Origin of the sequence: Bradyrhizobium sp. (assembly GCF_036735945.1) — a bacterium.
Lineage (GTDB): Bacteria > Pseudomonadota > Alphaproteobacteria > Rhizobiales > Xanthobacteraceae > Bradyrhizobium.
In genome coordinates, this window is record NZ_DAINNI010000028.1 from 1 (window position 1) to 21,127 (window position 21,127).

At 64.7% G+C, this 21,127-nt stretch carries 18 protein-coding genes and 2 pseudogenes; 7 read left to right on the forward strand and 13 right to left on the reverse strand.

Annotation, left to right across the window (positions count from 1 at the left end; genetic code table 11):
- The 8 genes and pseudogenes from V7E26_RS12405 to V7E26_RS12440 form a co-directional block, all read right to left on the reverse strand.
- Window positions 1-419, reverse strand: a pseudogene (locus tag V7E26_RS12405) (phosphoglycerate dehydrogenase); the annotation flags it as partial.
- 142 nt (window positions 420-561) lie between these two features.
- Window positions 562-1,734: a phosphoserine transaminase gene (locus V7E26_RS12410; protein ID WP_324416211.1), complete on the reverse strand. Its 1,173-nt coding sequence runs from the start codon at window positions 1,732-1,734 to the stop codon at window positions 562-564.
- A gap of 302 nt (window positions 1,735-2,036) precedes the next feature.
- Window positions 2,037-2,627, reverse strand: a complete 591-nt coding sequence (locus V7E26_RS12415; RefSeq protein WP_324416213.1) for a glutathione S-transferase family protein — start codon at window positions 2,625-2,627, stop codon at window positions 2,037-2,039.
- Between the two features lie 80 nt (window positions 2,628-2,707).
- Window positions 2,708-3,478 carry an outer membrane protein gene (locus tag V7E26_RS12420; protein WP_324416215.1) on the reverse strand — a complete coding sequence of 257 codons (771 nt, stop codon included), beginning with the start codon at window positions 3,476-3,478 and terminating at the stop codon, window positions 2,708-2,710.
- Between the two features lie 210 nt (window positions 3,479-3,688).
- Complete coding sequence (locus V7E26_RS12425) at window positions 3,689-4,528, reverse strand: outer membrane protein (RefSeq protein WP_324416324.1); 840 nt, start codon at window positions 4,526-4,528, stop codon at window positions 3,689-3,691.
- A 264-nt stretch (window positions 4,529-4,792) separates the two neighbouring features.
- A complete protein-coding gene (locus V7E26_RS12430; protein ID WP_324416217.1) occupies window positions 4,793-6,052 on the reverse strand; it encodes an MFS transporter in 1,260 nt (419 codons plus the stop codon).
- A gap of 145 nt (window positions 6,053-6,197) precedes the next feature.
- On the reverse strand, window positions 6,198-7,544 hold the full coding sequence (glmM, locus tag V7E26_RS12435) for a phosphoglucosamine mutase (protein WP_324416219.1): 1,347 nt from the start codon (window positions 7,542-7,544) through the stop codon (window positions 6,198-6,200).
- Between the two features lie 186 nt (window positions 7,545-7,730).
- Window positions 7,731-7,925 carry a hypothetical protein gene (locus tag V7E26_RS12440; protein WP_324416221.1) on the reverse strand — a complete coding sequence of 65 codons (195 nt, stop codon included), beginning with the start codon at window positions 7,923-7,925 and terminating at the stop codon, window positions 7,731-7,733.
- A gap of 108 nt (window positions 7,926-8,033) precedes the next feature.
- Here V7E26_RS12440 and V7E26_RS12445 point away from each other — a divergent pair, with 108 nt between their 5' ends.
- Complete coding sequence (locus V7E26_RS12445; RefSeq protein ID WP_324416223.1) at window positions 8,034-9,170, forward strand: alpha-hydroxy acid oxidase; 1,137 nt, start codon at window positions 8,034-8,036, stop codon at window positions 9,168-9,170.
- 71 nt (window positions 9,171-9,241) lie between these two features.
- Here V7E26_RS12445 and V7E26_RS12450 read toward each other — a convergent pair whose 3' ends face one another.
- Window positions 9,242-9,868: a hypothetical protein gene (locus V7E26_RS12450; protein ID WP_324416225.1), complete on the reverse strand. Its 627-nt coding sequence runs from the start codon at window positions 9,866-9,868 to the stop codon at window positions 9,242-9,244.
- 327 nt (window positions 9,869-10,195) lie between these two features.
- Here V7E26_RS12450 and V7E26_RS12455 point away from each other — a divergent pair, with 327 nt between their 5' ends.
- Window positions 10,196-10,522: a DUF3303 domain-containing protein gene (locus V7E26_RS12455; RefSeq protein ID WP_324416227.1), complete on the forward strand. Its 327-nt coding sequence runs from the start codon at window positions 10,196-10,198 to the stop codon at window positions 10,520-10,522.
- Between the two features lie 51 nt (window positions 10,523-10,573).
- On the opposite strand, the pseudogene V7E26_RS12460 reads toward V7E26_RS12455, so the two are convergent.
- The 3 genes and pseudogenes from V7E26_RS12460 to V7E26_RS12470 all read right to left on the reverse strand — a co-directional run.
- Window positions 10,574-10,788 (reverse strand): annotated as a pseudogene (locus V7E26_RS12460) (hypothetical protein); the annotation flags it as partial.
- Between the two features lie 11 nt (window positions 10,789-10,799).
- Complete coding sequence (locus V7E26_RS12465) at window positions 10,800-11,633, reverse strand: shikimate dehydrogenase (protein ID WP_324416229.1); 834 nt, start codon at window positions 11,631-11,633, stop codon at window positions 10,800-10,802.
- Window positions 11,634-11,766: 133 nt separating this feature from the next.
- On the reverse strand, window positions 11,767-13,815 hold the full coding sequence (locus tag V7E26_RS12470) for an elongation factor G (protein ID WP_324416231.1): 2,049 nt from the start codon (window positions 13,813-13,815) through the stop codon (window positions 11,767-11,769).
- A gap of 552 nt (window positions 13,816-14,367) precedes the next feature.
- Here V7E26_RS12470 and V7E26_RS12475 point away from each other — a divergent pair.
- Genes V7E26_RS12475 through V7E26_RS12495 form a run of 5 tightly spaced genes read left to right on the forward strand, consistent with a single transcriptional unit; the run spans window position 14,368 to window position 20,542 of the window.
- A complete protein-coding gene (locus tag V7E26_RS12475) occupies window positions 14,368-16,650 on the forward strand; it encodes a TonB-dependent receptor family protein (protein WP_324416326.1) in 2,283 nt (760 codons plus the stop codon).
- A 46-nt stretch (window positions 16,651-16,696) separates the two neighbouring features.
- Window positions 16,697-17,662, forward strand: coding sequence for an ABC transporter substrate-binding protein (locus V7E26_RS12480; RefSeq protein ID WP_324416233.1), 966 nt, complete (start codon window positions 16,697-16,699; stop codon window positions 17,660-17,662).
- 8 nt (window positions 17,663-17,670) lie between these two features.
- The gene (locus V7E26_RS12485; protein ID WP_324416235.1) at window positions 17,671-18,477 is read left to right on the forward strand and encodes an ABC transporter permease; all 807 of its coding nucleotides are present in this window, start codon (window positions 17,671-17,673) and stop codon (window positions 18,475-18,477) included.
- The gene (locus V7E26_RS12490; RefSeq protein ID WP_324416237.1) at window positions 18,474-19,217 is read left to right on the forward strand and encodes an ABC transporter ATP-binding protein; all 744 of its coding nucleotides are present in this window, start codon (window positions 18,474-18,476) and stop codon (window positions 19,215-19,217) included. The genes V7E26_RS12485 and V7E26_RS12490 overlap by 4 nt, the downstream gene beginning before the upstream one ends.
- Window positions 19,214-20,542, forward strand: coding sequence for an NnrS family protein (locus V7E26_RS12495; protein WP_324416239.1), 1,329 nt, complete (start codon window positions 19,214-19,216; stop codon window positions 20,540-20,542). The genes V7E26_RS12490 and V7E26_RS12495 overlap by 4 nt, the downstream gene beginning before the upstream one ends.
- Here V7E26_RS12495 and V7E26_RS12500 read toward each other — a convergent pair.
- Entirely contained in the window at window positions 20,493-20,975 is a 483-nt protein-coding gene (locus tag V7E26_RS12500) for a DUF992 domain-containing protein (RefSeq protein ID WP_324416241.1), read from the reverse strand. The genes V7E26_RS12495 and V7E26_RS12500 overlap by 50 nt on opposite strands.
- Between the last annotated feature and the right edge of the window lie 152 nt (window positions 20,976-21,127).

The following is a 21,127-nucleotide window of genomic DNA, read 5'->3' on the forward strand; positions in this document are numbered from 1 at the left end:
ACGCCCATGAAGCGGTTCTTCTCCCACTTGCCGGCCTGGGTCGAGGCGTCGGCCTGCGGAATTTCACGCGCCAGCGCCAGCATCAGCGTGATGGCATGCTCGGCGGTGGTGATCGAATTGCCGAACGGCGTGTTCATCACGATGATGCCCTTGGCGGTCGCCGCGGGGATCTCGACATTGTCGACGCCGATGCCGGCGCGCCCGATCACCTTCAGCTTGCTGGCCTTGTCGATGATCTTGGCGGTCGCCTTCGTCGCGGAGCGGATCGCGAGGCCGTCATAGTCGCCGATGATCTCGGCAAGCTTGTCCTTGTCCTTGCCGAGATTGGGCTGGAAGTCGACCTCGATGCCGCGATCTCTGAAGATCTGGACGGCGGCGGGAGAGAGCGCGTCGGAAATGAGAACCCTGGGTTTGGACATTGGAGTGATCCTTTGGGAAATCGCTGTCGTCCCGGCCGAAGCGCCTCTTGGCGCGTAGAGCCGGGACCCATACTCCGTGCTGTGGCTATGGGTCCCGGCTCGCGCTTCGCTTGGCCGGGACGACGGCTAACAGGAGAACGAGTTAAGCCGCCTTCGGCAGCGCGGCCTTGGTCTCGGCGAACGCCCAGTCGATCCACTGCGTCAGCAGCGCGACGTCGGACGCTTCGACGGTGGCGCCGCACCAGATCCGCAGGCCCGCCGGCGCATCGCGGTAATAGGCGAAGTCGTAGCCGGCGGCTTCCTTCTCGACCAGCGCAACGAGCTTCTTGGAGAACTCGGCCTGCGCATCCGCCGTCAGCGAGGTAATCGCGGGATCGGTGAACTTCAGGCACACCGAGGTGTTGGAGCGAATCGCGGGATCCTTCGCCAGGAAGTCGATCCACGGCGTCTTCGCCTTCCAGTCCGACAGCACCCGGGTGTTGGCGTCGGCGCGCGCGATCAGGGCCTTGAGGCCGCCGATCGATTTCGCCCAGTTCAGCGCATCGAGATAATCCTCGACGCACAGCATCGACGGCGTGTTGATGGTCTCGCCCTCGAAGATGCCCTGGTTGAGCTTGCCGCCCTTGGTCAGGCGGAAGATCTTCGGCAGCGGCCAGGCCGGCTTGTAAGTCTCGAGCCGCTCCACCGCGCGCGGCGAGAGGATCAGCATGCCGTGCGCGGCTTCGCCGCCCAGCGCCTTCTGCCAGGAGAAAGTCACCACATCGAGTTTTGCAAAGTCGAGCGGCTGCGCAAAGGCGGCGGACGTCGCATCGCAGATCGTGAGGCCCTGCCGATCAGCCTTGATCCAGTCGGCGTTCGGCACGCGCACGCCTGACGTGGTGCCGTTCCAGGTGAACACGATGTCGGAAGCCGGATCGACCCTGGAGAGATCGGGAAGCTCGCCATAGCCGGCGTGCAGCTTGGTGAGGTCCTTGAGCTTCAATTCCTTGACGATGTCGCTGACCCAGCCTTCGCCGAAGGATTCCCAGGCGATCGTGGTGACCGGGCGGGCACCGAGCAGCGACCACAGCGCCATCTCGACCGCGCCGGTGTCGGACGCCGGCACGATGCCGATCTTGTGGTCGGCAGGGACTTCCAGCACCTCGCGCGTCAGTTCGATCGCGAGCTTGAGCTTGGCTTTACCGACCTTCGCGCGGTGCGAGCGGCCGAGGGCGGCGTCCTTGAGATTTTGGGGATTCCAGCCGGGGCGCTTGGCACAGGGGCCGGAGGAAAAATGCGGCACGTTCGGCCGCGAAGCGGGCTTCGCTGCGGTCATGATCTATCCTTCCAGATAGTAAGCCTCCCGTTGGGGGGAGGTGTCCCGCGGCGGTGATTAAGGGAATCGCGTCCGATCGTCAAGGAACTTCGGGCGTATCACGCTCGATTGATGAGGCCTCAGCCACGGCCGGCGCCGGCTCCTGCTGTTCCCTGTCGGTAAAATCAGGGACGCCTGCGTAGTTTATCGGTTGTTAACCCGATCGCACAGCGACAACGACATGGGGTTTTCACCGCGGAGTAGTAGCTTCAACCGTTCGAGCAACACGGCGATCTGCCGTAGGTTCCATGGACGTCGCAACGTCAGCGCGCGGGCGGCAGCTTGAGAACCTTCTCGCTCTCACCGATCCAGCGGCGCAACGCTGCATAGCCGTCGAGATCAAAGCCGCCTTCATGCGCCACGCGGGTATAGGCAAGCAGCGAGACATCGGCCAGCGTGAGGGTCTCGCCGACCAGGAATGGCGTGACGGCGAGTTGCTGCTCCATCCGCGCCAGCGCCGCATAGCCGCGCTTGACCTTCTCGGGATCGAGCTCGGAGGCCTGCTTGTTCAGATAGAACATCTGGAAGCGGCACACCGCCACATAAGGCTCGTGGCTGTACTGTTCCCAGAACAGCCACTCGTCCATCTTCGCCTGCGCGAACGCATCGGCGGGGATCAGGCTGGAGCCGCGGGCGAGATACCGGATGATGGCGTTGGACTGCGCCAGCGTGCGGCCGTCATCGAGCTCGATCGCCGGCACCTGGGCGGCGCCGTTGAGCTTGAGAAACGCCGCGGTCCGCGTCTCGCCTTTCAGCGTATCGACGGCGATCCAGCCGTAGGGCAGCGCGAGATGATCGCACACCCACTTCACCTTGAGACAATTTCCGGAGTTGGTGTCGCCGTAGATCTTCATGTGCCGCCCCTGCGAGGGCGACAGTGCAACAGGCGGCGGCAACTCTGTCAACGGCGCGGCATTGCCGCGCCGTGACCGGATCAGAACTTGTAGCCGAGGCCGAGCCGCACGGTGTTGATGTTGGATTCGATATCCGACGTCACCCGGCGGTACTCGTATTCGGCGCGCATGAACAGGCCGGCGACCAGCATCACGTCGACACCCGCGCCCACGCTGTAGCCATAGACCAGCTTGGTCTTGCTGGCGGCGGTGATCCCCGGCAGCAGCGAACCAGGCGAAGCCGAAATGACGCGATCGACGGTCTGGTTGCCGAAACCGCCGCCGGCAAACGCGTAAGGCAGGAAACAGCCCATCACGTAGCCGCCGCGGAGGCGCAGCGAACCGAAGTCGGACAGTTTCACCACTGCGTTGGAATTGGTGATGCTGTTGATCGAGAGATCCGGGTTACGAAAGATCCCCGTCGAACTGGACGACGAGCGGAAGCCGTCGTGGATGTAATTGCCTTCGACGCCGAGGACGACGTCCTCCCATTGCCCGTTGTATCCGAAGTAGCCGCCGAAGCCGGTGCGGCTGTCGTGCGCGCTGGGCAGCGGCAGCCAAAGGTAGCCGACACCGGGCGGCGGAGGGTAATTCGATTGTGCCTGCATGTCGCTGTTGGCGCCGGGCGCGACTTTCGAGGTGACCGAGCCGTAGCTCACCTGGCCGCCGACGTAGAAGCCCTGCCAGTTGACCCGGGCACTGCTCAGGCCCTCGGTGACGCTGCCGCGGAGAAACGGCAGGTCCGGCATGTCTGCGGCTTGCGCCCCCGTTACCGCTCCGCACACCATCGCCACCAGCAAGAATCGACGCATTGCAACGCTCCATCCGACAAACCTGACTTGGCGTGATCATCGCCTGTTAACCTTAACCAATCGTTTTCGTGGACGTCGAATGGCGCAATCTTGTCGGAAAGCTGACGCGTATTTTCTCGGTCCGCCCTCGCCCCACCGCGAAGCACAAAGGAAAATGGCGCGGGAAACATCCCGCGCCATCAGGCAGCCGTTAACGAATGGAGGCCGCGATTAACCTTTGGTTACCAGCGGCGGCGGTGCGTAGACCTGCGGGCTGTTGAGATCCCAGCGTACGCCGAGCTTCAGGTCATGCGAGGTGATGTCCTTGAACCTGAAATAATTGTTGGTGGTCACACCGGTGAAATCCGAAAGAATACCGGTCCGTCCTTCACCAAGATTGACATAGCTGTAGGCAAGTTCGAGCACGAGATTCGGATTGACCCGATATGCAAGGCCGGCGTGGGCCGCCCATGCGAAATTCCACTTCGAGCCGGTCGGCGCGCTCGCGAAACTCGTCGTGGTGAATGGCAGGTTGTTCGTCCCGGTATCGGTAAAGTTCGAGATCGCGACCCGCGCGCCACCGACGCCTGCACCGATGAACGGGGTAATGCACCACCAGGTGCCGAGATCGACATAGGCGTTGGCCATCACCAGCCACTCGGACTTGCTGCCACCGTAGTTGTCGATCCCATTATAGGGGGCGCCGCCGGCCGTACCGGTGAAGCGATCGGTAGCCTTGAAATTGGAGTTGCCACGATACTGCCCAACCAGGTCCGCTCGGAACCAGTTGTTGACCCGATAACCGACGCCGAGACCGAAGATTCCGGCGGCATCGAACGCGGACTGCTGCTGGAACGAGGTGAGCGGCGTGTAGGCGGATTCACGCGTGTAGTGAACATCCTTCACGCGCTGATTGGAGAAACCGATATCGCCGCGCAGATACCAGCCGCCGAAATCCTCGATCACCGGCGGCGCATAGGGCGGAGGCGCAATGGCCATGTCGGCGGCGAACGCCGCCTGGGATAACAAAGTTGCCGCACCGGCGGCAATGAACGACTTAACGCAACGCATTGGCTCGTCCTCTTGTCGGATGAGGCTGACTACGAACGGCCCCACTTCAAAAACCCACGGACGGACGATGGCATTAAATGTTTAAGCGGCGCTTAACCCTAATTATTAAGGTTGACAATTTCTGACTGCTTCACGCTGTTTGCGGTTCGATGCAGCGAGCGCAAGCGCCACACACCCTAACGATGTATTGAGAAGATCCGCCCGCCGTCCCTGTTATGAATTTTCGGATATGGCGGGCTTTCACCCTCACCGCGCGAGAATCCTTCAGCGCACGTGCTGCGGCATCTTCCGCAGGAACACCGCAAGCAAACCGAGCGCCGGAAGGAATGCGCAGAGGTGATAGACGAAGGCGATCCCGGTGTGATCGGCCACCCTGCCGAGCACGGCCGCGCCAAGTCCGCCGATGCCGAAGGCAACGCCGAAGAACACGCCCGAGATCATGCCGAAGCGATGCGGCATCAGTTCCTGGGCGAACACGATGATCGACGAGGTGGCCGAGGAAAGGATCAGGCCGATGAACACCGTCAGCACCGCGCTGGCGGCGAGACCCGCATAGGGCAGTGCCAGCGTGAACGGCAGTGCGCCGAGGATCGAGAACCAGATGACGTATTTGCGCCCAAAGCGATCGCCAAGCGGGCCGCCGAAATACGCGCCCGCGGCATTCGAAGCGAGGAACAGGAAGAGATAGAGCTGGGCGGCCTGCGTCGACACCTGAAACCTGTCGATCAGATAGAAGATGTAATAGCTCGACAGGCTCGAGACGTAGAGCTGTTTCGAGAACAGCAGCGCGACCAGCACCGCAAGCGCGATCCTGACGCGCCGCGAATCCGGATGGTCCGGATGGCGCTCCATCACTGCCGACTTCTTCGTCGCGATCTGCGGCTTGTACCAGACGCCGATCCGCCACAGGATCACGATCGCCAGAAACGCGATCGACGAGAACCAGGCGATCGACGGCTGACCGAACGGCACCACGATCAGCGCCGCCAGCACCGGCCCCATCGAGGTGCCGAAGCTGCCGCCGAGCTGAAATACCGATTGCGCCATGCCGTAGCGGCCGCCCGAGGCGAGCCGCGCGATCCGCGCCGACTCCGGATGAAACACCGCCGAGCCAAGTCCGACCAGCGCCGCCGCGATCAGGATGATCGGATAGAGATGCGCGACGCTGAGCAGCAGCAGGCCGAAGAAGGTGGAGCCCATGCCGATCGCCAGCGAGAACGGCTGCGCCTTCTTGTCGGTGAAATGTCCGACCAAAGGCTGCAGCAGCGACGCCGTGAACTGGAACGCCAGCGTGATCATGCCGATCTGCGCAAAGTCGAGCGCGTAGGCGTCCTTCAGGATCGGATAGACCGAGGCGATCAACGACTGCATGGTGTCATTGAGGAAATGGGAGAAGCTTATGCCGGCGAGCACGACATAGGCCGGCCCCGCTGCCGCCGCCTTGGCGGCAAGGCCGGGCGAAATATCCGTCACCACGACCGGCGCGGTCGAGGTCTCCTGCGAAACGATGACGGGCTTGTTCAACGGCGCATTCCCGGACAGGATTTGCGGGGCGGGCACATGTTGTTACGCCCCACGCGCTGGCGCGACCAGCATCATTAGCCGATAGCTGCGATGCGCTGCTGCGCACCACCGATCAGTCACTATAGGCGCGCCCGATAAAACGCGCTTATGCCGCGGCGGCGTCGCCCAGCGCGTTGACGATCTGGTCGACGACGTCCTCGACCAGGTCGCGGTCGTCGCCCTCGCCCATCACGCGGATCACCGGCTCGGTGCCGGACGAGCGGACCAGCAGGCGGCCGTGGCCGTTGAGGCGGTTCTCGCCGTCCGAGATCGCCGATTTCACCTCGGCATTGTCGAGCGGCTTGCCGGAGCGATAGCGCACATTCTTCAGGATCTGCGGCAGCGGATCGAAGCGGTGGCAGACCTCCGACACCGGGCGGCGCAGCTTCTGCACCACGGCGAGCACCTGCAGCGCAGCGACGAAACCGTCGCCGGTCGTGGCATAGTCGGAGAGGATGATGTGGCCGGAGGGCTCGCCGCCGAGATTGTAGCCCTGGCTCAGCATCTGCTCGAGCACGTAGCGGTCGCCGACCGGCGTACGCACCATGCCGAGGCCCTGCCCTTCGAGGAAGCGCTCGAGCCCGAGATTCGACATCACGGTGGCGACGATGCCGGGCTTGGCGAGCCGGCCGTCTTCCTTCCAGCTTTGCGCGATCACCGCGAGCAGCTGGTCGCCGTCGACGACATGGCCGCGCTCATCGACCAGGATGACACGGTCGGCATCGCCATCGAGCGCGATCCCGATATCGGCGCGCATCTCGCGCACCTTCCTGGCCAGCGTCTCCGGCGAAGTGGAGCCGCATTCCTTGTTGATGTTGAAACCGTCGGGATCGACGCCGATCGCGATGACGTCGGCGCCCAGTTCCCATAGCGCTTCCGGCACCACCTTGTAGGCGGCGCCGTGCGCGCAATCGATCACGACGCGCAGCCCGTCGAGCGACAGCTCGCGCGGCAGCGTGCGCTTGGCGAATTCGATATAGCGGTCATGGACGCCGTCGATGCGGCGGGCGCGCCCGAGGCTCGCGCTCTGCGCCAGGCGGCGGTCGATCGGCTCGTCGAGCAGTTGCTCGATCTGCTTCTCGACGTCGTCGGACAGCTTGAAGCCCTGCGGACCGAACAGCTTGATGCCGTTGTCCTCGAACAGATTGTGCGAGGCCGAGATCATCACGCCGAGATCGGCGCGCATCGACTTGGTCAGCATCGCGACCGCCGGCGTCGGCATCGGGCCGAGCAGCAGCACGTCCATGCCGACCGAGGTGAAGCCGGCCACCATCGCGTATTCGATCATGTAGCCGGAGAGCCGCGTGTCCTTGCCGATGACGACGCGGTGGCGATGGTCGCCGCGCTGAAACACCAGGCCCGCCGCCTGCCCCACCTTGAGCGCGAGCTCCGGCGTGATCAAACCATTGGCGCGGCCCCGAATGCCGTCGGTACCGAAATATTTGCGGCTCATGAAACCCCCAGCCATGTCGGGATGTGGACCGTCAGGCCACTATTCGCCGAACGCCCCCGATCGAAGCGTGCAGGGGTTATACCTCCTCGCTCGCTAAAATGGCTTCAAAAAATATGATGAATCATTACGGCGCGGCGCGACCGCATTCCGGCATATAACGTTGATATTACTTAGTTTTTATCAGATTCATCGCGCCGTCCTTGAGGAACGACGCTTGACCCGGCGGTCGGCCTTCGAGGGCGGTGGCTGGGTGACGCTGACCGAGTCGGATGCCGGAAAGGTCTCCTCCAGGCCCACTTCCAGGGCGTCATCGAGCCGGCGCTTCTCGTCCCGTGCGTCCGAGTTCGCCTCGTCGGATGGAGCGGTGCGCGGTCCGGTCATGGCATGCCTCTCAAAAGGGATGGCGCCTCACGAGATGCGATTTGGCTGGCCATCCAACCATGCTAGATGACGCCGGGGTTACGAAAATCAAGAAGGGCCGGGACGTCCATGAAGCACATCACCTGCATTGAGGATCTGCGCCTGTTGCACAAACGCAGGGTTCCCAGGGCGTTTTTCGATTACGCCGACCGCGGCTCCTACACCGAGGACACGCTGCGCGCCAATATCGAGGATTTGCAGCAGATCAAGTTCCGCCAGCGCATCCTGGTCGATGTCTCCAAACGCGACCTCTCCACCACGATCCTCGGCGAGCCCGCCGCGATGCCGCTGGTGCTGGCGCCGGTCGGCCTGCTCGGCATGCAGCATGGCGACGGCGAGATCCATGCCTGCCGCGCGGCGCAGGCGGCCGGCATCCCCTTCACGCAAAGCACGATGTCGATCTGCTCGATCGAGGAGATTGCAGCCGCCGTCGACAAGCCGTTCTGGTTCCAGCTTTACGTGATGAAGGACCGCGGCTTCATCAAGGCGCTGATCGAACGCGCGATCGCGGCGAAATGCTCGGCGCTGGTACTGACCGTCGACCTGCAGGTGATCGGCCAGCGCCACCAGGACATCAAGAACGGCATGACGGTGCCGCCGGAATGGTCGCTCTCGAAGCTCGTCGACTTTGCCAGCAAGCCGTCATGGGTCGCGGGCGTGCTGCGTGGCAAGCGCCGCAGCTTCGGCAACATCGTCGGCCACGTCAAAGGCACCGAGGATCTCACCAAACTGGCGGAATGGACCGCGTCGCAGTTCGACACCACGCTGAACTGGAAGGACATCGACTGGATCCGCTCGATCTGGCCGGGCAAGCTGATCCTCAAGGGCATCCTCGACGTCGAAGACGCCGAGCTCGCTGCCAAGACCGGCGCGCAGGCGATCGTGGTCTCCAACCATGGCGGCCGCCAGCTCGACGGCGCGCCGTCGTCGATCGAGGTGCTGCCCGAGATCGCCGACAGCGTCGGCTCGCAGGTGGAGATCATGTTCGACGGCGGCATCCGCACCGGCATGGACATGGTGCGGGCGATCGCGCTCGGCGCCAAGTCCTGCATGATCGGCCGCGCCTACTGCCATGGCCTCGGTGCTGGCGGCGAGGCCGGCGTCGCCAAGGCGATCGACATCCTCGGCAAGGAAATGCTCACCACCATGGGCCTGTGCGGCGTCAACAGGGTCGCCGAGATCGACGACAATCTGCTGGCGGTTTGAGGCAAGCTCCATCCCCGTCGTCCCGGACAAGCGAAGCGCGATCCGGGACGACATGAGGATAGAGCGTCGGGTCACATCGGCGGCGTAACGCCGTCGCGGCCGACATTGACGCGATTGGCCTCCAGCGTACCGTCGTCCTTCTTCGCTGCGCCGAAGATGATGATCTTGGCGCCCGGCTTCAGTTCGGACCTGTCGCCGGCGACGAAGGTAACGACCGGCGTATCCGGTGGCACCACAACTTTCTTCTCGCCGTCCTTGTATTTGACCAGGATGATCTGGCCGTCGGTGCCTTTCACCGTCTGCGCCACGGTGGCGTTGGTCATGGTCGAGTTCGGCCGCGCGTCCCAGGGGCGAAAACCTTCGGCCGCGCCGCGCTGGTTCTCGGGGAAGATGTGCACCGCGACCGCCCGCTGCGTGCCGTCAGGCTCGGGCATGCCGGTGACGCCGATATAGGAGCCTTCCCTGACTTCCGACAACTCGGTCCTGACGACGGCGAACACCACGACGTTATCGGTGGTCTTCACCTTCATGTCGGCACCCTCGCGCGACTTGATCGACAGCAGGGGACCGTCGACGGCTTCGATGGTGCCGCGGATGCGGACGGTCGGCGGCTGCTGCGCCGCGGCCTCGACCGCAAACAGCGCGGCAAGGCCGAGCGTTGCCGCGAACAGGCGCGGCCATGACGATGATTTTTGCATGATGATCCTCCCGGCTTGTGTTTGGCGCCCAACTCTTCGCAAACACCGGAAGCGAGCAGGTATTCCGGGCCGCCCGGCTCCTCGTTTCCGCCTCCCCTTGTGGTGGAATAATATCCCGTCTGCCTCCTTGAAGGTGCGCAAGAACCCGGCATCGGAATGCCCGGCGAATGGCCGTGCGTGCGACATTCCATTGATCTGAATCAATGGCCGAACATGCCGCTGCATGTCTTTGGCAAAGTGCTGGGTATTGTCCCAAGCCTATTGTCTCAAGTCTATTGTCCCAAGTCTGGTGTCCCAGGTCTATTGTTCCAAGCCTTTGGAGGGATCATGAAATACGTGATCGAGTACACCGTTCGCACAGCAGGCCTTTCCTTCGACCAGAATTTTGCGGGGTCGCAATCGCTGCTGACGGCGTTCAGCAAATGGAAGCCGGAGGAAGAGAATGGTCTGACGATCCACGCGTTCGTCTCCGATCTCACCGGAAGGGGCGGCTATGTCCTGGCGGAGGCCAACGACCCGAAGGTCATCACCGCCTTCGTATCGAAGTACAATTACTGGAACGACATTGATGTCATTCCTGTCGTCGATGTTGGCGAGGCAGTGCAGATAACGGCCAGTTCGCTGGACTGGGCGAAGAGGGCAGCGAGCGGCTAGTCACTCTTCGCAAAGAGTTGCGCGTTCCGACGCCTCAGAAGATCAGCCGCGTCACATCGGCGGGGTCATCCCGTCGCGGCCGACGCTGCAGCTTCTTCATGGCGGCGATCATCTTGGCGCCGACCTTGAGGTCGGACTTGTCGGCGGAGATACTTGATCGTCAGGGTATGGCCGTCATTGCCGACCACCGAATCCGCCACCGTGGCATTGGTCATGGTCGAGTTGGGACGCAGATCATGCGGCCGCGAGCCCTCGCCGGTGCCGCGCGAACGGCCGGTCAGCTATTCGTGAGATCGGCTTCGACCAGCGCGCGAAGCTCCGCCGTCACCTCGGGGTGCCGGCCGAACCACAATTCGAAGCCGCGGACCGCCTGGTGCAGCAGCATGCCGAGCCCATCGGCCGTCTTCAGGCCGCGCGCGCGTGCAGCCTGAAACAGCGGCGTGTCGAGCGGCACGTAAACGAGATCGGCAACGACGGCCTCGCGCGGCAACAGGGCGACGTCGATTTGCAGCGGCGGCTGGCCCTTCATGCCGAGCGAGGTCGTATTCACCAGAATGCCTGTGCGGGGCAGAAGATCGCCGACCGCATCCCACGCCACGGGCACGACGCGCTCGCCGAACTGACCGGCCAGCGCCTGCGCGCGCGCCACCGTGCGGTTGGCGAGATGCACGCGCTTGACGCCGCGCTCGAGCAGGCCGAACAGCACGGCGCGCGAGGAGCCGCCGGCGCCCAGCACCAGCGCTTCGTCGCAACTGTCCCATCCCCTGGCACAGGCGTCGAGATTGTTGATGAAGCCTTCGACGTCGGTGTTGGTCGAGCACAGTTCGCCGTCGGCGAACCAGAGCGTATTGGCAGCGCCGACCGCGCGGGCGCGCGCATCCGGCTTCGACAGCGCCAGCGCGCGCTCCTTGTGCGGGATGGTGACGTTGGCGCCGACGAAGCCGCGCAGCGACAGGCGGAAGATGAAATCCTTGAACTCGTCCGGCGGCACCGCCTCGATGACGTACCCCCCCTCGATGCCGAGCGTCCGCAGCCAGTAATGATGGATCAGCGGCGAGCGCGAATGCGCGGCCGGCCAGCCGATCAGGCAGGCGGCGGGGGGTTTAGTCACGACAACAACCTCCTCGAAGACGTCGATGGCCGGGATGAACCCGGCCACAACGATCAATTTATCTTCTCTTGAGGCGTGTCAAGCCGAACGGGAATCACCGCGGCTGTCGCGCCGCGATGATCCCCGTCAGGAGCTACGCCGCGACGCGGTGCGCGGCGATGATCTGGTCGGCGGCTCGGCCCGTAACTTCGGCCATGCGGTCGAAGGTGCGCGTAAAGCTGCCGGCGCCGGCGGTGGCCGAGCGCAACTCGACGATGAGGTCGCCGATCTCCGCCTCCGGCATGGTGGCGCGCACGCAGTCCCAGCCCGACCAGCCCTCGCGGGTGTCGAAGCCGAGGATCTGGCCGCGCCGCGCCGACAGGATGGCGTTGATCTTCGCGGTCGCCTCGTTCGGACAGACGATCTCCACCGTATGGATCGGCTCAAGCAGCACCGGCTGGCACTGCGGCAACCCCTCGCTCATGCCGATCCGCGCGGCGGTGCGGAAGGCCAGATCGGAGGAGTCGACGCTGTGATAGGAGCCGTCCGTCAGCGTCACCTGCACGTCGATGACGGGGAAGCCGAGCGGCCCCTTGGCCAGGCTGTCGACGACGCCCTCCTCCACCGCACCGATATAGTTGCGCGGCACCGCGCCACCGACCACCTTTTCGTGGAATTCGAAGCCGGTGCCGCGCGGCATCGGCTTGATGTCGAGCACCACGTCGCCGAACTGGCCATGGCCGCCGGACTGCTTCTTGTGGCGGCCGCGCTGGGTGATCGATTTCCGGATCGTCTCCTGATAGCCGATCGCCGGCGGATGCGATTTGACATTGACGCCGAAGCGGTCGCGCAGGCGTTCGAGCGCGACGCGCAGATGCATCTCGCCCTGCCCCCACAGCACGATGTCGTGGGTGCGCGGGTTCTGGATCATCGTCAGTGACTGGTCCTCCTCGTTCAGCCGCAACAGCGCCTGGCCGAGCTTGACGTCGTCCTTGCGATCGGTCGCCGAGAGGGACATCGCCAGCACCGGCGCCGCGGGCGTGACCTGCACCAGGGCCTGCGGCGCGGTCTTGCCGCTGGACACGGTGTCGCCGGTCTTGATCGCGTCGAGCTTGCCGAGCGCCACGGTGTCGCCGGCCTCCGCCGATGGCCGCTTGCTGTCATGCGCACCGTTGACGGCGAGGATGCCGGACACTCGCCCGGCTTCGCCGGAGGCGGACTGCAGCGTCGCGCCGTCGTCGAGATGGCCGGCGAGCATCCGCACCAGCGACAGCTTGCCGCCATGCTGCAGATGCACCGTCTTGAACACATAGGCCAGCGCATCCTTCTGCGACGATGCGCCGAGGCGTTTTGCCGTCTCGGCAATAGCGGGCGCTTCATGCCGCAGCGCCTTCATCAGCCGCAGCACGCCGTTCTCGCGCGCGGCTGAGCCCAGCAGCACCGGGCAGATCACCCCTTCGCGCAGTTCGCGGGCGAGGTCGTCGAACACCGCATCGCGCGGCGGCTGGATATCCTCCAGCAGTTGCTCCATCAGCGCGTCGTCATGGTCGGCGAGCTTTTCCAGCATCGAGAAGCGCGCTTCCTTCTCGCGGTCGAGATTGCCGCCTTCCAGCGCAATGACCTCGGACGGCTTGTGCTCGCGATAGACGAAGGCGCGCTCGAGCGCGAGATCGACAAAGCCCTCGATCAGATCGCCATTCCAGATCGGAATCTGGCGCAGCACCAGCGGCACGCGCGAGGCCGGCTGCAGCGTCGCCAGCGTCTCGCGGATGCGCTTGTTGGCGCGGTCGATCTTGTTCAGGAACAGAAAACGCGGAATGCCGAGATCCTCCAACTCGCGCAGGATGATCTGCAGTTGCGGCAGCTTCTTCTCGTCCGCCTCGCAGACCACGACCGCGGCATCGACCGCGGGCAACGCGGCGCGCATGTCGTGCACGAACTCGACCGAGCCGGGACAATCGATAAAGGTGTAACTGTCGCCCATGAAGGTGGTGGTGGCGGCGCTCAGGCCCACCCCCATCTTGTGGTGGCGCGCCTCCGGGCTGGCATCGCCGACGGAAGTTCCGGCATCGACGCTGCCGGCATTTTTAATGGCGCCCGTTCGCGCCAGGATGGCTTCTAGAAGTGTGGTTTTACCGCTTTGGAAAGGGCCCACCAGCGCGATGCACCGTGGACCACGGGGACTTCTGACGTCTTGTCCCATTGCCGCCTCCTTACCTTTGGAGCTCGGCCCATGATTGGGTCGGCGACCTCGGATGCTCCGCCCGTCGGGACGTTTTGGCAAGCGGGAAAAATTTCGCTGCGGTGCATCCAGTCGTCCATGTTGACGTCCGCCCTCTACCTCCGCCTTCCCGGCCTGGAACTCAAACTTGATTCCGCTCAGCCGATCGCCGCGCTCGGCCCGTTCGAACACGGATCAAGCACGATCCGCAGAGCGACGGTGAAGCGAACTTTAGAACGAAAGTAATGTCGATCCGGCGTTCTTTGCGCCAGCACAAAGAGCACGGCATCGTGAGCATCCAACTTGCCGGCCGATCAAGACAGCCCGATCGCCATCCAGATCAAACTTGGAAGTGAATGCGCTGCCCAGGACGTCGCTTCGGCGACGGCTTGGGCAGACGTGGCGATGTCGCTTGGGCAAAGGGAGTTGTTTGTGACGGGGAAGACGGTGATCGGGGCGGCGCAGGGCGATGGATCCGTGCGCGGCACACGAGGTACAGGATTGCTTGCACGGGCGTCGGCGCTGCTGCTGTCGATGGGTGCCGGTCAGGTCGGATTGGCGCAGACCTGTCTTGCACAGTCGGCCAGCCCGGGCGCCACGGTCGCGCTGGATCCGGTCACGGTGGAGGCCCCGCGGCGCGCCGCCGCGCCGCCGGCCGCGCGCGGACGAACGGCGGGTTCGCGTCGCGTCGCTCCCGTGCCGATGCGCGCGAGCCCGGTCGCTGCAGACGCCGCCGCGGAGGCCATCGTCCGCGCGCGCTTCAATGCTCTCGCCGGCGGCGTCGCGCTCGTTACCCGGCAGGATTTCCCGACCACGGCGAATCTGACCGTATCGAAGGCGTTGAGCGGCGTCCCGGGCGTCGTGGTCCAGGACTTCTTCGGCGGCAACGATCAGCCCCGGATTCAAATTCGAGGCTCCGGCCTGCAGCAAAATCCGGTCGAGCGCGGCATTCTGGTGCTGCAGAACGGCCTGCCGATCAACCGAGCCGACGGCTCCTACATCGTCGGCTTTGCGAACCCGCAACTCGCCGAAGCGATCGAAGTCTATCGCGGCTACATGGCCAACCGCCTCGGAGCGACCGTGCTCGGCGGCGCGCTCAACTTCGTCTCGCCGACCGGCTCGACCCAACCGGGAACGCAGATCGCGGTGAGCGGCGGCAGTTTCGGCCAGATCCGGATCGCCGGCCAGACCGGTTTCAAGAAGGACAATGTCGACGGCCTCATCCAGTTCGATGCCAGCCATCGCGACGGCTTTCGCACCTACAACGGTTCCGAGCGTGTCAGCATCAGCGGCAATGTCGGCGTCAGGCATTCGGAGAATGTCAGCACGCGCTTCTTTGCCGGCTATACCGACATCGGCTTCGACGTGCCGGGACCGCTGACCAAGAGCGCGATGTATGCCGATCCGCGCCAGGTGCATGGCGGACCAAGCGTGGTCGGCGGCGTCGCCATCAATCCCGGTCCCAACGTGCTGCGCGACAAGCCGCGGCGCGATGCCAGCCAGTTCCTGGTGGGTTCGAGAACCACGGCGACGTTCGACGCCCACCTGATCGACGCAGCGATCGGATACACCCATACCGACGACACGTTCCGCTTCCCGATCTCGTCAGGCATCCGGGCGACGCAGGGTGGCGATCTCACCGGGCTGCTGCGCTACGCGTACAATCCCGGCGCTGCCGTCCTGCCGCTGTTCGAGACCACGGCCCAGTTCACCTCCGGCTCGGCGAGCCGCCAGAATTACATCAACCAGGCCGGCCAGACCGGCGCAAAGTTCGGAGAAAGCGAACTCGACGCCACCACGCTCGCGCTGTACTCCGGATTCAACATCCCGATTGCGCCCGCCTTCACGCTTTCACCGGCCATCTCCTACGCCCACGCAACGCGCGACAATGACGATACCTACCGGCTGCCGACGCGACCGACCATCGCCTACAACCCCGCCAATCCCACGATGCTGTTGCCGAACGGCGCGGTGCCGACGCAAAGCACGAGCTACTCGCGCTCCTATGAGGGATGGAGTCCCAGTCTCGCCCTGTCGTACCGGCCCGACAACATCAATACCGTTTTTGCCGCACTGAGCCGCAGTTTCGAGCCGCCCACGCATGACGATCTTCTCGCCACCGTGAACGGTACGCCCAATTCCAGTCCGGGCAGGCCCGCGCCCGGCAGCCCATTACTGGCAGCGGCAGCCTTCACGACGCCCGATCTCAAGGCCCAGACCGCAACCACCGTCGAGGCCGGCTGGAGAGGGCGAACGGACCGGTTCTCCTGGGACGCGGTGACCTACTATTCCTGGGTCGACAACGAATTGCTCAGCCTGCGCGATTCCACCGGCGCGCCTCTAGGCGCGATCAATGCCGACAGGACCACGCATTTCGGCATCGAACTTGGGTTCGGCGCCAGATTGGCCGAACGGCTTTCGGTCCGCCTTGCCTACACCTACCAGGATTTCCGCTTCGACGACGATCCACTGCGCGGCAATAATCGCCTTGCCGGCGCGCCCCGTCACCTCGTCAATGCGCTGCTGCAGTTTCAGGCGACGGAAGACTGGCGGTTGCAGGGAGCCGTCCGCTGGAGTCCCGAACGGACCCCGGTCGACAACATGAACACGCTCTACGCCGATCCCTACGTCGTGGTCGACCTGCGCACCGAATACAAGATCGACAAGACCTTCTCGGTATTCGGCGAGATCACCAACCTGTTCAATGAAACCTACGCGTCGTCGACCCTGATCGTCGACCAGGCGCGTCCGGATCAGGCAGCCTTCCTGCCCGGCGACGGCCGCGGATTCTACGCCGGCGTGAAAGCGAGATTCTAGTGCGGGCATGGCGAGAGCATGCCCTTGCATCATTGAGGAGACCATCATGCTCAACCGTCGAACATTGATCGCCGGCCTGCCATTGGCGGTGCTTGCCGCACCGCGGATTGGGCGCGCAGCAGGCCCGGTGACGTTCTGGGGACCTCCGGCGACCCCTTCCGTCATTCTGGCGCAAGCCATCGACAGCGGCCTGCTGAAACCGATCGCGCCGGAAGCGACGTTCAAGGTCTGGAAAACGCCGGACGAGATGCGCGCGGGGATCAGTTCGGGATCGATGGCGGCGACCGTCGTTCCGACCTATGTCGCCGCCAACCTGTACAATCGCGGCCTCGGCCTGCGCCTCGTCAACGTGTTGACCGATGGTCTGCTGTTTGTCGTGGCGCCTGCCGGCACCGTCACCGGCATCGCCGGTCTCAAAGGCAAGCGGATCGCCGTGCCGTTCCGGAACGACATGCCGGACTACATCTTACGCCGCCTGCTTGCTACAGCCGACGTCAAGCCGTCCGACCTGACGATCGAATATTCCGGCACCCCGCTGGAAGCGGTTCAAATGTTGATGGTCGGGCGCGTCGACGCCGCGCTGCTGAGCGAGCCCGCCAGCAGCGCAGTGATCGCCAAGGCCGCGACGTTCTGGAAGAACCTGGAGCGCGCCGTCGATTGCCAGCAGGCATGGCAGAAAGTTGCCGGCATCACGCGGATCCCTCAGGCGGGACTGGCGATCACCGACCGGTTTGCAGCCGAGATCGGTCCCTCCGGTGTTGCGAAGCTGCACGCCGCGCTGGACCAGGCATTGCAGGCGGCGATCAAGAATCCGGCGGTCGCGGCGAAGGCTGCGGCAGCACTCGACCTGCCGGCGGCCATGGTCGAAAAATCGATCCCCCACAGCAGGCTGGTCGTGCGCGCGGCCTCCGAGGCGCGGGCCGACCTCACCAGCCTGTTCGACCTTCTTGCCCAGGATGATCCCCGCATCATCGGAGGCAAGCAGCCGAATGACGCCTTCTACGCATTGTGAAGCCGGCGATGCATGGCCTTGCGCTGGCAGGATGGATGGGCCGCTACGTCTGGTCGGCCTGGGCCGGGCTGGCAGGGCTGTTCTGCCTTGCCGCGGCATGGCAGGCCGGCCATGAATTCTACGGCTCCTTCGTGTTGCCCTCGCCGCTGGAAACCGCGCAGGCGCTGGTCGCGATCGTTCACGAACCCGCCTTTTCCAAAGCGGCCCGGGAAACGGCCGAGCGTTCGCTCGCGGGCTTCGTGCTGGCGGTCGGCATCGGGACGACGGCCGGCGCAATCGCGGGCTATTCGTTCGCCGCGATGCGGCTGCTACGGCCGGTCGTCACCGTGATCCTCGGCGTGCCGCCGATCGCCTGGATCGTGCTGGCGCTGATCTGGTTCGGATCGACCGGCGCTTCCGCCGTCGTGACCGTCGTCGTCGCCTCGCTTCCGATTTCGTTTGCCGGAGGCCTCGAAGGCGTCGCGACGCGCGACCGCGCGCTCGACGCCATGGCCCGCTCGTTCGGTGCGGGAATCTGGATGCGGTTTCGCACCGTGACCGCGCCGCATCTGATCTCCTATCTTTTTCCGGCATGGACCACGACGGCGGGGACGGCGTGGAAAGTGACCGTGATGGCCGAGTTGCTGTCCAATTCCGGCGGAATCGGCGGCGAACTGGCGACGGCGCGAGCGCTGTTCGACATTCCAAGAGTGATGGCCCTGATCCTCGCCGTCGTCGCCTTCGCCCTGATCACGGAATATGGGTTTCTGCATCCGCTGCGCGACCGGCTCGAACGCTGGCGCGAGGCCGGGCTGCCCTGGGGGGTCAAGCGATGAAGCTCGCGCTCGAAGGCGTCGGCCATGCGTTTCTCGGCCGTCCCGTGTTCGAGAAATTCGACCTGTCGCTCGACGAAGGCGAGGTGGTCGCGCTGATCGGACCATCGGGTTGCGGCAAGACCACGGTGCTGCAGATCGCGGCCGGGCTGATCGATCCGTTGCGCGGCCGGGTGCGGCGCGCCTATCGACGCCATGCCGTGGTGTTCCAGGAGCCGCGGCTGCTGCCGTGGATGACGGCGCGCGACAACATCGGCTACGGCTTGCGCGCGCTCGGCGCCGCGGCGCTCACCCGGATGGCGGCCGTGGAGCGACGGGCGCGCGAAGTCGGCCTGCACGCGGCCGACCTCGACAAGTTTCCCGTGGAACTTTCTGGCGGCATGCGCCAGCGCGTCGCCGTCGCCCGCGCACTCGCCGTCGATCCTGACCTCGTGCTGTTCGATGAGCCGTTCACCGCCGTCGATGTCGGCCTCAAGCGCACGCTCCAGGACCTGGTGATCGAAGCTGCGGCGCGCGAGCATTTCTCGGCGCTGTTCGTAACGCATGATCTCGCCGAGGCCATTCGTGTCGCGCATCGGCTCGTCGTGCTGTCCGGCAACATCGAGGGTCGGTCCGCAAGCCGCCGCATCGAAGGCAGGCCGGGCGAGCGCAACGACCGCATGGTCTTCGAGATGGTGGAGACGTGGTCGCGCGATCCGGCGTTTCGCGTGCTGTTCGACGGCGAGCGGGAGCGTGTCCGATGACCGTCCAGTGTCGCACCGAGCACGGACTTTCCACATCGAGCCCGTGGCTCGTCGAAGGTCTGCGGCTATTCTTTCCCGTCGCCGCCTGCCATGCGTTGCTCTCGCCGCTGATATGGGTTGCGGTGTTCGTGTTTGCGCTGCCGTTTGCCCGCGACATTCCCGCAAGCCAGTGGCACGCGCATGAAATGATCTTCGGCACCTATGGCGCGGCGCTCGCCGGCTTCCTCACCTCTGCGGTGCCCGAATGGACCGACACGCCGCCGCGCCGCGGCCGTGCGCTGCTCATCCTGCTGGCGCTTTTTCTTCCGGGGCGGATGATCGGAATGGTCGGGCTCGACACGCTCGTTGGCGTGGCGGCGCTGACCGATCTCGCTTTTCTCGGATTGCTGTTCTGGTACGTCCTCAAGGCGCTGGTCGACCGTGGCAGCACGCGGCATGCGTCCTTCGCCGTCTGGGTGGGCCTGTTCTGGTTGATCGAGCTGGCGGTGCGCGTCGCCTGGATGGCCGGCATGACGGATGTGGCGGCGCGGCTGCTCCATGCGGCCCTGATGGTCTTCGTGGTGTTTTTCTCCCTTGCCGTCGCCCGCATCAATGTCGCGATCATCAATCTTGCGCTCGACCCGAGCGGCGAAACCACGCCGTACCGTCCGCATCCCGGCCGCCAGAACCTGACGGCCGGGCTGGTCGCTCTCTATGCAGGAGCGGCGTTGGCCGCACCGGATTCGACCGTACCGGCCTATCTCGCGCTGGCGGCCGCAGCGGCTTTTTTCGACCGCCTCGCCGAATGGTTCATCGGCGTCGCGGTATTCCGAACCCACGTGCTGGCGCTGGCTGCCGCCAATCTGTTCGCGGGTGCCGGATTCCTGTTCATCGGTCTGGCGGGATTGGGGGCTCCGTTCGCCATGGCGACAGGATTCCACGTGCTGTCGGTGGCGAGCCTCGGCCTCGCCGTGCTGAGCGTGTTCATCATCGCGGGGCTTCGCCACACCGGCCGGACGCTCGATCTGCCCTGGCAGGCGCATGCCGCCGTCGTCGTCATGATCGCGGCCGGCCTCGTCAGGGTGTTGCCCGAAATCGGGATCGCCAGCTTCCTGCTGGGCGGGCATTATACCTTCAGCGGTTCTCTTTGGTCGTTGGCCTTCGCGATCTGGCTTGCCGGTTTCCTGCCCCTGCTGAGACATCCGCTCGATGAAGCGAACGTAGCGCCGGCCGACAGCGGCGACACGGATCGATGCGTTGCCATCGCTCCGCGCAACGACGCGGAACGAACTCCGCTCAACGCCCCGGCCGCAGCTCCAGCGCCTCCAGTCCGGCAGCAATGCTGACGCCAACCTGGCCCTGCAGGCTGAGGGGCTGCAGCGCGATCGAATTGGCGGAGCCGCCGACCAGCACATTGCCGCCGACGCCGACGCCGAGCGTCGCGCTGCCCTGCGCGCCGACATAGTCGCCCGACAAGCCGCCGGGCCCGAGCTGCGCGACCGGTGCGAACACGGCCCAGGCCAGCGCCGATTCCTGCGTGATGCCGAGATCGAGACCGACTTTACGGATGGTGGCGATGTAGCGGTCCTCCGGCATTCCGCCGGCACGCAGCACGCAGCCGAGATTGGTGACCGAACCGACGATGAATCCGACGCTGGCGCCGCCACGGCACTCCAGCACGCCGACTTGCACGCGCTGCACCTGCTGCGCGCTGGCGTCACCGATCGAGGAAGCCAGTGCGGCGATCGCGGCCGCGGCAAGGATGAGGGAACGACGCATGAAGTAATCTCCGGAAGGAAAAGTGATGCGAGCAGAGAAGCTCGAACAAGACTGAGCCCACAGCGTTGGACGTTCTATGCCACAATTCAATCAATCCAACAAAAAGGCCCGCTCGCGCGGGCCTCAGAGCGCTGACGAACCCCGTCGATTTT

Excerpts from the sequence above, each read along its gene's own strand:
- V7E26_RS12480 (WP_324416233.1), top strand. The coding sequence starts at position 16,697 with ATGCTCAACCGTCGAACATTGATCGCCGGCCTGCCATTGGCGGTGCTT.
- V7E26_RS12420 (WP_324416215.1), bottom strand. The coding sequence starts at position 3,478 with ATGCGTCGATTCTTGCTGGTGGCGATGGTGTGCGGAGCGGTAACGGGG.
- V7E26_RS12455 (WP_324416227.1), top strand. The coding sequence starts at position 10,196 with ATGAAATACGTGATCGAGTACACCGTTCGCACAGCAGGCCTTTCCTTC.
- V7E26_RS12445 (WP_324416223.1), top strand. The coding sequence starts at position 8,034 with ATGAAGCACATCACCTGCATTGAGGATCTGCGCCTGTTGCACAAACGC.
- V7E26_RS12470 (WP_324416231.1), bottom strand. The coding sequence starts at position 13,815 with ATGGGACAAGACGTCAGAAGTCCCCGTGGTCCACGGTGCATCGCGCTG.
- V7E26_RS12440 (WP_324416221.1), bottom strand. The coding sequence starts at position 7,925 with ATGACCGGACCGCGCACCGCTCCATCCGACGAGGCGAACTCGGACGCA.
- V7E26_RS12485 (WP_324416235.1), top strand. The coding sequence starts at position 17,671 with ATGCATGGCCTTGCGCTGGCAGGATGGATGGGCCGCTACGTCTGGTCG.
- V7E26_RS12500 (WP_324416241.1), bottom strand. The coding sequence starts at position 20,975 with ATGCGTCGTTCCCTCATCCTTGCCGCGGCCGCGATCGCCGCACTGGCT.
- V7E26_RS12495 (WP_324416239.1), top strand. The coding sequence starts at position 19,214 with ATGACCGTCCAGTGTCGCACCGAGCACGGACTTTCCACATCGAGCCCG.
- V7E26_RS12475 (WP_324416326.1), top strand. The coding sequence starts at position 14,368 with ATGGGTGCCGGTCAGGTCGGATTGGCGCAGACCTGTCTTGCACAGTCG.
- V7E26_RS12450 (WP_324416225.1), bottom strand. The coding sequence starts at position 9,868 with ATGCAAAAATCATCGTCATGGCCGCGCCTGTTCGCGGCAACGCTCGGC.
- V7E26_RS12490 (WP_324416237.1), top strand. The coding sequence starts at position 18,474 with ATGAAGCTCGCGCTCGAAGGCGTCGGCCATGCGTTTCTCGGCCGTCCC.
- glmM (WP_324416219.1), bottom strand. The coding sequence starts at position 7,544 with ATGAGCCGCAAATATTTCGGTACCGACGGCATTCGGGGCCGCGCCAAT.
- V7E26_RS12415 (WP_324416213.1), bottom strand. The coding sequence starts at position 2,627 with ATGAAGATCTACGGCGACACCAACTCCGGAAATTGTCTCAAGGTGAAG.
- V7E26_RS12410 (WP_324416211.1), bottom strand. The coding sequence starts at position 1,734 with ATGACCGCAGCGAAGCCCGCTTCGCGGCCGAACGTGCCGCATTTTTCC.
- V7E26_RS12425 (WP_324416324.1), bottom strand. The coding sequence starts at position 4,528 with ATGCGTTGCGTTAAGTCGTTCATTGCCGCCGGTGCGGCAACTTTGTTA.